Source organism: Streptomyces sp. NPDC007983 (genome assembly GCF_042958345.1).
In the GTDB taxonomy this organism is placed as follows: domain Bacteria; phylum Actinomycetota; class Actinomycetes; order Streptomycetales; family Streptomycetaceae; genus Streptomyces.
On record NZ_JBIBJI010000001.1, the window covers coordinates 304,597 to 319,401 of the forward strand.

Genomic DNA, 14,805 nt, shown 5'->3' on the forward strand with positions numbered 1-14,805 from the left:
CCGGCCCTCATCGCAACGGCCGCCGCCGCGCCCGCCGCGACCAGTGCACGGCCAGGAAGATCACATCGGCCACGAACACCGCCACCCCGATGACCAGCAGGTATCCCAGCCCGTGCACCACCGTGCCGATGAGCCCGAGCACCATCGCCACGATCACGAAGAAGAGGAAGAAAGCCACCGCGCGACACCTCCCCGGCCCATCGGGCCAACCGTCAACGGCGGGCGAGCCGCCGCTGACCGCCCGCGCCCGCCTGGTACGCCTTGCCGTAGTACTGGAAGATCGCGCCCTCCTCGTCGGCGGGCAGCACATCATCCACACCCAGCGACGGGGCCTTCTTCACCAGCGCCCGCGCGTACGACACCTTGACGTAGCCCGGCCCCACGATCGCGTCGTCCACGGGAACGAAGACCAGACGGTGCCGGGTGGGCATCCCGGTACGGACCGTCGCCATCTGCGGCTCATCGGTGGCCGTGGACACATAGACCGACTCCAGCGCGCCGATCTTGCGGCCTTCGTCGTCCACGACATCGCGGTCGCGCCACTCACGGATATCAGCCGGCTGGATCATGACCATCACCCTCCGCCCGGGCGGCCCTGGCCGCCCTGTACACATCCAGGCTGCGCCTCGAGACGGTGTTCGACAACTGACCGAAATGATCAGGAGTGTGCGCTTGGCGGAGGGGTACTCGAGCGTCGGAGGTTGATAATCATGGTTCCCCTTCTCGTGGTACTGCTTCTCGCGCTCCTTCTCTTCGGTGCCGGGTTCGCCCTGAAGGCACTGTGGTGGATCGCCGTGATCGTTCTGGCTGTCTGGCTACTCGGATTCATCGTCCGTCCCACGACGGGCGGCCGCCGAGGCCGCTGGTACCGCTGGTAGTACAGCCATAAGGAAAGAAAGGGGCCCGACCGGATTCCCGGTCGGGCCCCTCTCATACGTTCCTGCTCACACGTTCCTGCTCATACGTTCCTGCTCGTACGCTGCTGAAAAACCGGGGCGGACATGCGCCAGGGCCGAGCCGCGAACGGCTCAGCCCTGATCAGTCGGCGCGCAGGCCAGTCAGTCGGCCAGGTCAGTCGGCCATCAGGCCCCGCCGCAGCCGCGTCAGCGCCTTCGTGAGCAGCCGCGACACATGCATCTGGGAGACACCCAGCTCGACACCGATCTCGGACTGGGTCATCTCCTCGCCGAACCGCATCTGCAGGATGCGCCGGTCGCGTTCGCCCAGCTGCTCCATCAACGGCTTGAGAGCGTGCAGGTTCTCCACGACCTCCATCGCAGGGTCGACCTCACCGATCCGGTCCGCGTAGGTGGTGACGCGGGTCGTTCCGGTCTCGGTGTCGGCGGGCGCGTCCAGCGACGAGGTGCTGTAACCATTGCTGGCCACCAGCCCGTCGAGGACCTCCTCCTCGCTCAGGTTCAGATGCTCGGCCAACTCGGTCGTCGTCGGCGACCGGTCCAGCCGCTGGAACAGCTCCTCGTTCGCCTTGGCCAGATCGATCCGCAACTCCTGCAGCCGGCGCGGAACATGCACCGCCCAGCTCGTGTCGCGGAAGAACCGCTTGATCTCACCGACGATGTACGGAACGGCGAAGGTCGTGAACTCCACCTCGCGGGTCAGGTCGAACCGGTCGATCGCCTTGATCAGCCCGATCGTCCCGACCTGGACGACGTCCTCCATCTCCACCGAACGGTTACGGAACCGCCGGGCGGCATACCGCACCAGCGAAAGATTGAGCTCGATCAGGGTGTTCCGCACGTACTGATAGTCGTGCGTCCCCTCTTCCAATTCCGTCAGCCGGTCAAGGAAGACCTTGGTCAGCGCACGAGCGTCCTGTGGCGTCACCTTGGTCGGGTCCGCCACGGCCGGCAGTCCGACCACCGCGCACGTCCGCTCAGCCTCCCCTGCCGTCAGCTCCGACGAATCCACGGTTGCCGTGCCGTTCACTTCACCCTCCCTGCCCATCGGCTTGTTGCAGCTGAACGAGGAGCCGCCTACCCGCCATTCACACCTCCATGCCATTTCTTTGGGCGCGCCGGCGAGGACACCGTGACATACCTGGGCAAACCGTTCCCCAACTGGCCTGGGCACCCGACCCCGTTGAACCCGTCCCCCGAAGACCCCGCCCCACGGCGAGCCACCGGCCTTCCCCAACTCGTCCACGACGGTGACCAGCCAGGGAAGATGAGGCCTCGATGGGGCGCCTGTTCAACGTGGTGATCAGCGCCGTGCCCTTCGCGGTGATCATCGTGCTCTTCGTGAAAGCGGCCAAGACCGGATCGAGGGGCAACCCCCTCGCACCATCGGACGCGCCCGCCGCTCCGGCGACTGGTGGGCCGGAGGCGGCGGCGGAGGCTCCTGCGGCGAACACGGGACACCCAGCAAAAAGCCCAGGTCACACGAGGTGACCTGGGCTTCTCATGAGCCGCCTAAGGGAATCGAACCCTTGACCTACGCATTACGAGTGCGTCGCTCTGGCCGACTGAGCTAAGGCGGCATGCTGGCGGTGCCTGATCGGCAGCAGCAGCTTCGCCAAGTCTACACAGTCCCGGGGGGTGCTCCGTACGGGGTTCCGGGGCGGCGGACGGGGAGGTCAGGTGCAGCGGCGGTGGGTGGGGGCGGGGGGCCGGCCGGTGAGGAGGTAGGTGTTGATCGCGGTGTCGACGCAGCGGCTGCCGCGCGCGTAGGCGGTGTGGCCGTCGCCGACGTACGTGAGGAGGGTGGCGGAGGTGAGCTGGGAGGCGAGGGCGCGGGCCCAGCGGTACGGGGTGGCGGGGTCGCGGGTGGTGCCGACGACGACGATGGGGGCGGCGCCCTCGGCCCGGAGGGGGTGGGGGCGGCCGGTCGGGGGGACGGGCCAGTAGCCGCAGTTCAGGGCGGACCAGGCCAGGGACGCGCCGAAGACGGGGGACGCCTTCTCGAAGGCGGGGAGGGCGGCGCGGACGTCGGCGGGGGTGCGGAACGCGGGCGGGAGGTCGAGGCAGTTGACGGCGGGGTTGGCGTACATGAGGTTGGCGTACGAGCCGTCGGTGTCGCGCTCGTAGTAGAGGTCGGCGAGGTTCAGCAGGCCCTCGCCGTCGCCGCGCCGGGCCGCGCGGAGGGCGGTGCGCAGCTGGGGCCAGGCGCCCTCGTCGTACATCGCGGTGATCACGCCGATGGTGGCGAGGGATTCGGTCAGCGTCCGGGAGCCGCCGGTGGGGACGGGGTGGGAGTCGATGCGGCGGAAGAGGGCGCTGAGCTGCTTGCGGGCGGATCCCACGGTGCCGGTGCCGAGGGGACAGCCGGAGCGGCGGTGACAGTCCCGGGCGAAGGCGGTGAAGGCGGTTTCGAAGCCGGCGGTCTGGTCGCGGTTCATGCGCCGGGAGGTCAGGGTGGGGTCGAGGGCGCCGTCGAGGACGAGGCGGCCGACACGGGCCGGATAGAGGTCGGCGTAGGTGGCGCCGAGGAAGGTGCCGTAGGAGGCGCCGACGTAGGCGAGTTCGCGGTCGCCGAGGGCGGCGCGCAGCAGGTCCATGTCGCGCGCCGCCTCGACGGTCGAGACATGGCGGAGGATGCGGCCGGAGCGGGCCGCGCAGCCGCTCGCGAACGTCTTGTACGCGGCGACGAGCCGACGGGTCTCGGCGGAGTCGTCGGGAGTCTGGTCGGTCCGGGTGAAGGCGTCCATCTGCCGGTTGTTCAGGCAGGTGACGGGTTCGCTCCCGGCCACGCCGCGCGGGTCCATCGCGACCAGGTCGTACCGCGCGCGGACCGCCGCCGGATAGCCGATCGCCGCGAAGGTCTGCAGATAGCCGATCGCGGAGCCGCCCGGGCCGCCGGGGTTGACCAGGAGCGAGCCGATGCGGTGGGCGGGGCGGGTCGCCTTCTTCCGGGAGACCTCCAGCTTGAGGTCATGGCCGGCGCCGGGCTTGGCGTAGTCGAGCGGGGCCTTCAGCGTGGCGCAGTCGAAGCCCGCGCCGCCGGGGCACTTGTGCCAGCTCAGGGTCTGGTCGTAGTACGGCTTGAGGGCGCTGGGGACGGCCGTCGGCATGGACGCGGCGCGCGGCGCCGAGGCTCCGGCGGTGCAGCCGGAGAACAGCAGGGCGGCGCCCGCGACGGCGACGCCGATGGTGGTGAGCGTGCTGCTGCGGCTGGTGGCCATCGGCGGATCCCTCGGGTCGCGGGCGCTGGCGAGGAGCCACCAGCGATACGGAGGGTATCCGCCCGACTACGCTCCATGCGCCGACCGGCTCACTCGTACGGGTGAGGAACCAGCCCGCGACCGGGTACGCGCTCGCGGCCTCAGCCCGCGCGCAGCGCCATGGTCATCGCCTCCACCGCCAGCAACGGCGCCACATTGCGGTCCAGCGCCTCGCGGCAGGCCGAGACCGCCTCGATCCTGCGCAGCGTCCGCTCCGGCTTCGAGCCCGCCGCGACCCGCTCCAGGGCGTCCCGTACGTCGGTGTTGGCGAGCGCGACCTGGGAGCCGAGCTGGAGGGCCAGCACGTCCCGGTAGAAGCCCGTCAGCTCGGTCAGGGCCAGGTCGAGGCTGTCGCGCTGGGTGCGGGTCGCGCGGCGCTTCTGGCGGTCCTGGAGGTCCTTCATGGCCCCGGCCGTGCCGCGCGGCAGCCGCCCGCCCGTACCGGCGGCGGCGCCGAGCGCGGCGCGCAGCTCCTCGGTCTCCTTGGCGTCGACCTCCTCCGCCACCTGCTTGGCGTCCTCGGCCGCCGCGTCGACCAGCTCCTGCGCCCCCTTGAGGCAGCCGCCCACGTCGTCGATGCGCAGCGGGAGCTTCAGCACCGCCTTGCGGCGGGTCCGGGCCCGCTCGTCGGTGGCCAGCCGCCGGGCGCGGCCGATGTGCCCCTGGGTGGCGCGGGCGGCGGAGGCGGCCAGCTCGGGATCGATGCCGTCGCGGCGGACGAGGATGTCCGCGACGGCGTCCACCGGGGGCGTACGGAGGGTGAGGAGGCGGCAGCGGGAGCGGATGGTGGGCAGCACATCCTCCAGGGAGGGCGCGCACAGCAGCCACACGGTGCGCGGCGCGGGCTCCTCGACGGCCTTCAGCAGCACGTTTCCCGCGCCCTCGGTGAGCCGGTCGGCGTCCTCCATGACGATCACCTGCCACCGGCCGCCCGCGGGCGAGAGCTGGGCGCGGCGGACGAGCTCACGGGTCTCCTTGACGCCGATGGTGAGCATGTCCGTCCGCACCACCTCCACATCGGCGTGCGTACCGACCAGGGCGGTGTGGCAGCCGTCGCAGAAACCGCAGCCGGGGACGCCGCCGAGCGCCCGGTCGGGGCTCACGCACTGCAGCGCTGCGGCGAAGGCGCGGGCGGCGGTGGCCCGGCCGGAACCAGGCGGTCCGGTGAACAGCCAGGCGTGCGTCATCTTCGACGACGCCATGGGCTCGGAGGCGGGCTCGGCCGACGCACCGGCCGTGACCAGCGCGTCCGCGTCGCGCGCGGCAGCGGTCAGCTGGGCCGCTACGCGGTCCTGCCCGACCAGGTCGTCCCATACCGCCATGACTGCCTCCGTTCGTGCCCGACGCGTCCCATTGTGGGGCACCCCACCGACAACGCCGCGAGGCGGTCAGCGGCGGCGCCGGCCGCCGCCGCCCTCGTCGTCACGGTCGCGCTCCCGGTCGCCGAGGAGTTCGTCGGCGAGCGTCGGGAGGTCGTCCAGCGGGGTCTCCTCCGCCCACTCGGGGCGCGGGCGCCGACGGGGCGGCTGGTCCTGGTCGAACTGCGGCAGCTCGCGCGTACGGTCGTTCTCCTGCGCCGGGCCCTGGTCCTGCCCCGGCTCCTCCTTGCGGAACATCCACGGCGGAACCCGGTCGGCCGGATCGGCGGACCGCTCGTCCCGTACGGGCGGCAGGACGGCCGTCTCATCGGTCGCGGAGGACTCCGGCGCGGACGGCTGGGGGAGGACCGTGGTCTCCTCGGCGTCCGGATCCTGCCGGGGAGGCACCGGCGGGAGCACGGCTGTCTCGTCGACGTCGGCGTCCGCGTCACGCTCACGGGAATCGCGGGCGGACCGCGGGTCGAATCGCGGCGTCCGGACCGTCTCGGCCGCATCCGGGGCCGCATCCGACGCCGCATCAGCCGCCGTACCCGAGGCCCCATCAGCCCCCGCATCGTCCGTCGTACCGGCCGACCCCGGGAGCTCGGTCTCCACGGTCGGGGCGTCCGACGCCATCCGCGCCTGCTCCGCCCGCAGCAGCGCCTCCTCCGCCCTGCGCTGCTCCTCCTGGCGGCGCGCCGCCGCCTCGGCCCGCTCCAGGGCCTGCGCCTCCGCCTTGCGGCGGAGCCGCTCCTGCTCTGCGGCGCGGGCGCGGTCCTCGGCCTCGATGCGCTTGCGGTCCTCCTCGGCCCGGCGGCGCGCGTCCTCGGCCCGCTTACGGGCCTCCTCCGCCTGCCGCTCGGCCTCGCGCTGCCGCGCCTCCTCCAGCTCGCGGCGCTTGCGCTCCTCCTCCTCGGCGCGCGCCTTGGCCAGCGCCTCCTGGCGCTCGCGCTCCAGCCGCTCCTCCTCCGCCTTGCGGGCGGCCTCTTCCTCGGCCTTGCGGCGCGCCTCTTCCTCCGCCGCCTTGCGGGCCTCCTCCTGGGCCTTCACCTCCGCCTCCGACAGCGGCAGCATCTGGTCCAGGCGGTGGCGTACGACGGAGGTGACCGCCTCCGGCAGCTGCCCGGCGTCCACGACCAGGTAGCGGGCCGGGTCGGCGGCGGCGAGGGCGAGGAATCCGGAGCGCACCCGCTGGTGGAACTCGGCGGGCTCGGACTCCAGCCGGTCCGGGGCCTCGGTGAAGCGTTCGCGCGCGGTCTCCGGGGAGACGTCGAGCAGCACCGTCAGATGCGGCACCAGGCCGTTCGTCGCCCAGCGGGAGATGCGGGCGATCTCGGTCGCGGCGAGGTCGCGGCCCGCGCCCTGGTAGGCGACGGAGGAGTCGATGTAGCGGTCGGAGATGACGACCGCGCCGCGCTCCAGGGCCGGACGGACCACCGAGTCGACGTGTTCGGCGCGGTCCGCCGCGTACAGCAGCGCCTCCGCGCGGTGCGAGATGCCCGCGGACGAGACGTCGAGCAGGATCGAGCGCAGCCGCTTGCCGATGGCGGTCGCGCCCGGCTCGCGGGTCACCACCACCTCGTGGCCCTTGGCCCTGACCCATTCGGCCAGCGCCTCGACCTGCGTGGACTTGCCCGCTCCGTCGCCGCCCTCGACGGCGATGAAGAAGCCGGTCGCGGCCGGGGCCTCCTCCGCGCCCCCACCGCGCATCAGCGCCTCGCGCAGATCGCGCCGCAGCGGCACGCCCTGCCGGTCGTCGGTGCGGCCGAGGACCAGCGCCGCGATGGGCAGCAGCAGCGCGCCGACGAGCATGAGCGTGAAGGCGGCGCCGCCGTGGGCGAACACGAAGTCGCCGCTGCCGAGCCGGTGCGGCCCGATCACGGCGGCGAGCAGCGGGGCGACGACCGCGCCCAGGCCGACGGCGACGCGGACGACGGCGTGCAGATGCTCGGTCATCCGGGGCCGACGGGACTCCTCCAGCTCCTGGTCCAGGAGGGAGTGGCCGGTGTTCGCCGCGACTCCGGCCGACAGACCGGCGAGCAGCGCGATCATCAGGACGGTCGTCGCGTCGTGCACCAGGCCCGCCGCGAGCAGCGCGAGACCGGTCAGCGCGACCGACAGGGCGAGCAGCCGCCGCCGCGAGAGCCCCGGGAGGACCTTGGGCGCCCAGCGGATGCCCGCCGCCGGGCCACCGCTGAGCACGAGCACGAACAGCGAGAAGCCGACCGGGCCGCCACCGAGGTCGACGGCCTGCAGCGCGGCGACGCCGACGGCCGCGGCGATGGCGGCCGCCACTCCGGCGCAGGCGAGGATCAGCAGCGGTACGGCGCCGGTACGGCCCTTGTCGGCGCCCGTACCGGAGACGGCGCGCGGACGGCGCAGCCCTTCGAGCGGGGAGCGCGTACGGGGCGTCTGCGCGCCGGGCAGCTCCACGAAGTAGAGGACCGAGATGGACGCGGCGAACAGCCCGGCGCCGACGTACGAGCCGAGCGCCGCCTGATGTTCGTGGAACCAGCTGACGCCCGTCCCCAGCAGCCTGCCGATGAGCATGACAACCAGCAGCCCGGCGGCGGCCAGCGGCACGCTGAGGAAGTTCGTCCGCAGCGAGAGGCGGCGCAGCGCGTCCATGTGGTCGGGCAGCGGGCGCACCGCGGCGCCCTCGACGGGCGGCGCGGGGAGCAGCGCGGGGGCAGCGTCGTCCTTGGCGATGGTCCAGAGGCGCTCGGCGACGCCCACGACGAAGGTGGTGATGAGCAGCCAGGCGACGGCGTCGTCGGGCGTCCAGTCGATCCACAGCGGCGCGATGAGCAGCAGGGCGAGCCGCAGCCCATCCGCGCCGATCATGGTCCAGCGGCGGTCCAGCGGGCCGGACGGGCCGATGAGCGCGGAGAGCGGGCCGAGGAGCACCGCCCCGAACAGCAGCGTCGCGAGGAGCCGCACGCCCAGAACGGCCGCGACCGCCAGCGCCGCTCCGCGATAGCCCCCGCCGAACGAGCCCGCGGACACCGCGGCCTGCAGCGACAGCAGGACGAGCACCAGCACGGCCAGCCCGTCCGCGGCACCGCTGACGAGTTGGGCGCTCCAGAGCCGGCGTAGCGGCGGATAGCGCAGGAGGGCTCGGACGGCACGCTCGCGGGAGTCCGCGGCAAGGGCGCCGGAAGTGGGGGTCACGTCCGAAGGCTGCTCTCGCGTCATCCCGCCAGCCTATCCGGATCACGTGAATCCACGTCCCCCCGGCCGAACAAACGGGCGGGGGCACGCGGATGACGTGGGAACGACCCGGGCGGCTACTCCGCCTTGGCCGCGGTCTTCTTGGCCGCGGTGGTCTTCTTCGCGGCCGTCTTCTTGGCCGCGGTTTTCGTGGCGGCCGTCTTCTTCGCCGCCGTCTTCGTGGCCGCGGTTTTCGTGGCGGCCGTCTTCTTCGCGGCCGTCTTCTTCGTCGCCGTCTTCTTGGCCGTGGTCTTGGCCGTGGTCTTCTTCGCCGCCTTCTTGGCGGTCTTCTTGGCCGGGCCCTTGGCGCGCTTCTCCGCCAGCAGCTCGTAGCCGCGCTCGGGCGTGATCGTCTCGACGTCGTCGTCCCGGCGCAGCGTCGCGTTGGTCTCGCCGTCCGTGACGTACGGGCCGAAGCGGCCGTCCTTGACGACGACCGGCTTCTCGCTGACCGGGTCGGTGCCCAGCTCCTTCAGCGGCGGCTTGGCCGCGGCCCGGCCGCGCTGCTTGGGCTGCGCGTAGATCGCCAGCGCCTCGTCGACCGTGATGGTGAAGAGCTGCTCCTCGCTCTCCAGCGAGCGCGAGTCGGTGCCCTTCTTCAGATACGGGCCATAGCGGCCGTTCTGCGCGGTGATCTCGGTGCCCTCGGGGTCGGTGCCGACCACGCGCGGCAGCGACATCAGCTTGAGCGCGTCCGCGAGGGTCACCGTGTCCAGGGACATCGACTTGAAGAGCGAGGCGGTGCGCGGCTTGACCGCGTTCTTGCCGGTCTTCGGGGTGTCGTCGGGCAGCACCTCGGTGACGTACGGACCGTAGCGGCCGTCCTTGGCGACGATCGGGCGCCCGGTCTCCGGGTCGGTGCCCAGCTCGAAGTCGCCGCTCGGCTTGGCGAGCAGCTCCTCCGCGTACGCCACGGTCAGCTCGTCCGGCGGCAGATCGTCCGGGACATCGGCGCGGTGCCCGGTCTCGCCCTCGGTCTGGGACGGGCGCTCGACGTACGGGCCGTAGCGGCCGACGCGCAGCATGATCCCGTCGCCCACGGGGAAGGACGAGATCTCCCGGGCGTCGATCGCGCCCAGGTCGGTGACCAGCTCCTTCAGGCCGCCGAGGTGATCGCCGTCGCCGTTCCCGGCCGCGGCCGCGGCGCCCTCGACGACGTCACCGGCGGAGACTCCGTCAGCGCCATTCGCGCCCTCGCCGAAGTAGAACCGCCTGAGCCACGGCACGGCCTGGGCCTCGCCGCGCGCGATGCGGTCGAGGTCGTCCTCCATCTTCGCGGTGAAGTCGTAGTCGACCAGCCGGCCGAAGTGCTTCTCCAGCAGGTTGACCACGGCGAAGCTCAGGAAGGACGGCACCAGCGCGGTGCCCTTCTTGAACACGTAGCCGCGGTCGAGGATGGTGCCGAGGATCGTGGCGTACGTGGACGGACGGCCGATCTCGCGCTCTTCCAGCTCCTTGACCAGCGACGCCTCGGTGTAGCGGGCCGGGGGCTTGGTGGCGTGGCCGTCGGCGGTGATCTCCTCCGCGGCGAGCCCGTCGCCCTCGGCGACCTGCGGGAGCCGGCGCTCGCGGTCGTCCAGCTCGGCGTTCGGGTCGTCGGCGCCCTCCACGTAGGCCTTCATGAAGCCGTGGAAGGTGATCGTCTTACCGGAGGCGGAGAATTCCGCGTCCCGGCCGTCGCTCGCCCGGCCGCCGATCTTGACGGTGACGGAGTTGCCGACCGCGTCCTTCATCTGGGAGGCGACGGTCCGCTTCCAGATCAGCTCGTACAGCCGGAACTGGTCGCCGGTCAGACCGGTCTCCGCCGGGGTGCGGAAACGATCACCCGAGGGACGGATGGCCTCGTGCGCCTCCTGCGCGTTCTTCACCTTCCCGGCGTACGACCGCGGCTTGTCCGGCAGGTAGTCGGCGCCGTACAGCTGCGTGACCTGCGCCCGGGCCGCCGCCACCGCCGTGTCGGAGAGGATGGTGGAGTCGGTGCGCATATAGGTGATGTAGCCGTTCTCATACAGCTTCTGCGCGACCTGCATGGTGGCCTTGGCCCCGAAGCCGAGCTTGCGGCTCGCCTCCTGCTGCAGCGTCGTCGTACGGAACGGGGCGTACGGCGAGCGGCGGTACGGCTTGGACTCGACGGACCGCACCGTGAAGGCGGTGTCCGCGAGGGCGGCGGCCAGGGCGCGGGCGTTCGCCTCGTCCAAGTGCAGGACGTTCGTGCTGTCCTTGAGCTGCCCCAGCGACGTGAAGTCTCGGCCCTGGGCGACCCGGCGGCCGTCCACGGCGGACAGCCGGGCGCCGAAGGTGCCCGGATCGCTGGCGTCACCGGCCCGGCCGGTGGCAAAGGTGCCGGTCAGGTCCCAGTACTCGGCGGAGCGGAAGGCGATGCGGTCGCGCTCGCGCTCGACGACGAGACGGGTGGCCACCGACTGGACGCGGCCCGCGGACAGCCCCCGCATGACCTTCTTCCACAGGACCGGCGAGACCTCGTAGCCATAGAGGCGGTCCAGGATGCGGCGGGTTTCCTGGGCGTCGACCAGGCGCTTGTTCAGCTCGCGCGGATTGGCGACGGCCTCGCGGATCGCGTCCTTGGTGATCTCGTGGAAGACCATCCGGCGGACCGGCACCTTGGGCTTGAGGACCTCCTGGAGGTGCCAGGCGATGGCCTCGCCCTCCCGGTCCTCATCGGTGGCGAGGAAGAGTTCGTCGGACTCGGCGAGCAGCTCCTTGAGCTTCTTGACCTGGCTCTTCTTGTCCGCGTTCACCACGTAGACGGGCTGGAAGTCATGATCGACGTCCACACCGAGCCGGCGCACCTCACCGGTGTACTTGTCGGGTACCTCGGCCGCACCGTTCGGCAGGTCCCGGATGTGCCCGACGCTCGCCTCGACCACGTAGCCCGGGCCAAGGTAGCCCTTGATCGTCTTCGCCTTGGCAGGCGACTCGACGATGACGAGTCGGCGGCCGCCCTGTGCGGTCTCGCTGGTGGTCGGGGACAACTTCGCTCTTCTCTCCGGTCGACGCTCGGTGAACGGGCGCTGCAGCGCGGGTAACGCGTACACGGCCTTCTACGGTGACGCTGCGGAGTGTGACGGTACATCCCGCCCCCGTGTCAAACGGAAAAAGCCCGCAACGCCACTCGAACGGTAACCCGACAAGCGTCCTGTCTGCCGCCCGGACCGGCACAAGCCTCGCGGAAGGCGCCCTGTCAGGCGTAACCCAGGCACCAGATCCCGCCGCCCAGAGAGGCGGCGGCGAAGAGAAGGGAGAGGGCCGCGGAAGCGACGGGACTCACACCATCGGCGACCGGCGCGCGCAGCTTCAGCCGCACCGCTGTCCACAGCAGCAGGGCCGTACCGAACAACACGAATGCCGTTCCGGCGAAGATCGCAGGTCCGCTCTCCATGAGCCGGAGCGTGACACGCGCCGGAGGCGTACGCACGAACCCCGGGTGAACGGCGCGCGACCGCCCTTTCCGGCCGTGTTCACGTCCCCGGCAGCGGCTTCCCGCCATGCGGGGGCAAGGGGGCGCGCGGCCGCTACCCCGGCGTACGCCCGGCGCGTGCTACGCGCCGGGCGTCCCGGCCCCGCGAAGACCCGCCGCGCCGGGCCCACGGCCGCCGGGCAGGGTCTCCGGCCGCCGGTGCGGCGCCCGGGGTACGGGCCTACGGCACCTCGTCGGCCACCGGCTGCAGAAAGCCCTGCTCGACCAGGAGCCGGATGGACTCCGGGGTGCGGTCGCGCAGCACCACCGGGTCCTCCCCGAGCAGCTGGGCGATCGCGTCCAGGATCCGGCCGGCGCTCAGCGTGCCGTCGCACACCCCCGCGAACCCCGCGCTCACCGTGTCGACCTTGGTCGCGCGCCGCATGCCCCGGTTCTGCCGGAGCACCACATGCTCGGGGTCCTCCGCGCCGGGCAGCCCGACCTGCTCCTGGACGACCTCGTCGGCGAGCCGGAAGCGGGCCGTCAGCAGCGCGGCGTCATCGTGCGCGCGCAGGAAGTCCTGCCGGTCGAAGTGGGCCGCCACGGCCTCCCCCAGCGGCTGCTCGACCGGATGCGGCCACTCCTCCACCGTCACCGACGGCCGGTCGGCGCCCGACTTGCGCAGGGTGATCCAGCCGAACCCGACGGCCGTGGTCCCGCGCGCCTCGAACTCGTCCAGCCAGGCGTCGTAGCGCGCCGCGTACGCCTCGGGCCCGGCGAGGTGCTCGCCCGCGTCCCGCAGCCACAGCTCGGCGTACTGCGCGACGTCCTGCACCTCGCGCTGCACGATCCAGGCGTCGCAGCCGGGCGGCACCCAGGCGGCCAGCCGCTCGCGCCAGTCCTCCCCGCGGACGTGGCTCCAGTTGGCGAGCAGCTGGCACCAGCCGCCGTCGTTGAGGTGACCGGCCGACTGCTGGACGAGGGTGCGGCACAGATCGTCCCCGGCCATGCCGCCGTCCCGGTAGACCAGCCGGTCGCCCTCCGCGGAGCGGGGCGAGATCACGAATGGCGGGTTCGACACGATCAGGTCGTACGTCTCGCCGCCGACCGGCTCGAAGAGCGACCCCTCGCGCAGATCCGGCTCCGGCGCCGCGGACAGGGCGAGGGTGAGCCGGGCCATGTCCAGGGCGCGCGGATTGGGGTCGGTGGCGGTGACGCGGGCGGCGTGCCGGCTCGCGTGCAGCGCCTGGATGCCGGAGCCGGTGCCGAGGTCGAGAGCCCGCTTGACGGGCGTACGGATGGTGAGCCCGGCCAGCGTGGTGGACGCGCCGCCGACCCCGAGGACGAGCCGGGAGCGGTCCGCGGGCCCGCGGGCGCCGCCGGGCCCGCCGATGCCTCCGGCACCGCCGACCGCGCAGCCCAGGTCGGAGACGATCCACCAGTCCTGGCCCTCGGGGCCGCCGTAGGGGCGCACGTCGACGCTTGCGCGCACCTCGGAGCCGTCCCGCACCAGCCAGCCGTCGGTGAGGCAGTCCGCCACCGGCAGGGCGGCGGCCGCCGGTTCGTGGGGCACCGGGCGCTGCAGCAGGAACAGCCGCACCAGGATCTCCAGCGGGCTGCCGCCCCGGGCCGCGCGCAGCGCGGGGACGGTCTCGCCGCGGGCCAGGGCGGCGTAGGCGGACGCGCCGAGCAGATCCAGCAGGCCATCAGCGGTGAACGAGGCGGCCAGCAGCGCTTCGCGGAGGCGGGCGGTGCGCTCGGGGTCGGCGATCGGGAGGCGGGAGGAGGGCTGGTGCGTACTCACGCCCCCATTGTCGGGGCAACAGCCGACCGTCGGCGACGACGGGCGGCGGCCTGTGGACAAGCCACCCTGTGGATAACTCGGCAACTCGACAACAGGGGCGTGCGGGCGGACCTTCGCGCCCTACGTGGCGCTGGTGGCGCCGGTCTTCGGCTTCTGGCAGCCGGGCTGCTTCGACATCGCGGTGCCGACCTTGCCCTCCTGCAGCTGCTTCAGGGCCTGGTCACCCGATTTGCTGAGCTTGTCGAGCTCGTCGGCGACGCCCTTGAGGCCCTCGGCGAACTTGGACTTGTCCGAGGTCTCGAGCTTGTCGACGGTCGTCTTCAGGTCGTTGTACGCCTTGGAGGTGGCGTTCAGCTCCTTCACGGCCTGCTTCTGGGTCTGCTCGCCCTTGTCGACGGGCGGGGCGCCCGCCTTCTGCACCGCCGTGGCGAGTGCCGCGTAGGCCTCGGAGATCTGCTGGAACGCCTTGGAGTCCGTCTGCTGGAGCTTCTTGGAGTCCTGCTCGTCGGACGCCGCCTGGATGGAGGCGTTGGCGCCCTGAATCTTCTTCAGCTGCGGCTGCACCTGGTCACAGACCGACTTGGCCCAGTCGTTGACCTTCTTGTCACCCTCATCGCCGCCGCCACAGCCGCTCAGCGCCAGTACGAGTGCCGCACCGCCGGACAGTGCCACAAGCTTCTTGTTCACCGGATTGGTCCCTTCCATGGCTCTCGGCCCCGGAACATACACGTCCGAGCCGCTCGGACCTTCAGCCGAGCATCCTGTATGGATACTTTTGAAGCCATTTGAACCAAGCTCGGTGTGCCATCCGCCTCATCGTGCCCATCGCGCCAACGGG

At 72.1% G+C, this 14,805-nt stretch carries 11 protein-coding genes and 1 tRNA gene; 1 reads left to right on the forward strand and 11 read right to left on the reverse strand.

Translation table 11 applies throughout. The annotated features are described in order from the left end of the window. Window positions 1–7: 7 nt before the first annotated feature. A complete protein-coding gene (locus tag ACFZCY_RS01460) occupies window positions 8–178 on the reverse strand; it encodes a hypothetical protein (RefSeq protein ID WP_391168506.1) in 171 nt (56 codons plus the stop codon). Window positions 179–212: 34 nt separating this feature from the next. Beyond that, the gene (locus ACFZCY_RS01465) at window positions 213–569 is read right to left on the reverse strand and encodes a PRC-barrel domain-containing protein (RefSeq protein ID WP_391168507.1); all 357 of its coding nucleotides are present in this window, start codon (window positions 567–569) and stop codon (window positions 213–215) included. Window positions 570–710: 141 nt separating this feature from the next. On the opposite strand from ACFZCY_RS01465, the gene ACFZCY_RS01470 reads away from it, so the two are divergent. Next, complete coding sequence (locus ACFZCY_RS01470) at window positions 711–878, forward strand: hypothetical protein (protein ID WP_009716824.1); 168 nt, start codon at window positions 711–713, stop codon at window positions 876–878. A gap of 193 nt (window positions 879–1,071) precedes the next feature. On the opposite strand, the gene ACFZCY_RS01475 is transcribed toward ACFZCY_RS01470, so the two are convergent. From ACFZCY_RS01475 to ACFZCY_RS01515, 9 genes are all read right to left on the reverse strand, one after another. Beyond that, a complete protein-coding gene (locus ACFZCY_RS01475; protein WP_391168508.1) occupies window positions 1,072–1,965 on the reverse strand; it encodes a SigB/SigF/SigG family RNA polymerase sigma factor in 894 nt (297 codons plus the stop codon). Window positions 1,966–2,423: 458 nt separating this feature from the next. Beyond that, window positions 2,424–2,497 (reverse strand) — tRNA-Thr (locus tag ACFZCY_RS01480). A gap of 96 nt (window positions 2,498–2,593) precedes the next feature. Further along, window positions 2,594–4,138 (reverse strand): alpha/beta fold hydrolase, encoded by a 1,545-nt coding sequence (locus ACFZCY_RS01485; protein ID WP_391168509.1) that lies wholly within the window; start codon window positions 4,136–4,138, stop codon window positions 2,594–2,596. Between the two features lie 140 nt (window positions 4,139–4,278). Continuing rightward, complete coding sequence (locus ACFZCY_RS01490; RefSeq protein WP_391168510.1) at window positions 4,279–5,499, reverse strand: DNA polymerase III subunit delta'; 1,221 nt, start codon at window positions 5,497–5,499, stop codon at window positions 4,279–4,281. A gap of 66 nt (window positions 5,500–5,565) precedes the next feature. Beyond that, complete coding sequence (tmk, locus tag ACFZCY_RS01495; protein WP_391168512.1) at window positions 5,566–8,730, reverse strand: dTMP kinase; 3,165 nt, start codon at window positions 8,728–8,730, stop codon at window positions 5,566–5,568. A 92-nt stretch (window positions 8,731–8,822) separates the two neighbouring features. Then, window positions 8,823–11,738, reverse strand: coding sequence for a type I DNA topoisomerase (gene topA, locus ACFZCY_RS01500; RefSeq protein WP_391168514.1), 2,916 nt, complete (start codon window positions 11,736–11,738; stop codon window positions 8,823–8,825). 209 nt (window positions 11,739–11,947) lie between these two features. Beyond that, window positions 11,948–12,145, reverse strand: a complete 198-nt coding sequence (locus tag ACFZCY_RS01505; protein ID WP_391168516.1) for a hypothetical protein — start codon at window positions 12,143–12,145, stop codon at window positions 11,948–11,950. A 259-nt stretch (window positions 12,146–12,404) separates the two neighbouring features. Further along, window positions 12,405–13,967, reverse strand: a complete 1,563-nt coding sequence (locus tag ACFZCY_RS01510; RefSeq protein ID WP_391168518.1) for a methyltransferase — start codon at window positions 13,965–13,967, stop codon at window positions 12,405–12,407. Between the two features lie 120 nt (window positions 13,968–14,087). Beyond that, window positions 14,088–14,654, reverse strand: coding sequence for a small secreted protein (locus ACFZCY_RS01515; protein WP_391168520.1), 567 nt, complete (start codon window positions 14,652–14,654; stop codon window positions 14,088–14,090). Window positions 14,655–14,805: the final 151 nt, after the last annotated feature.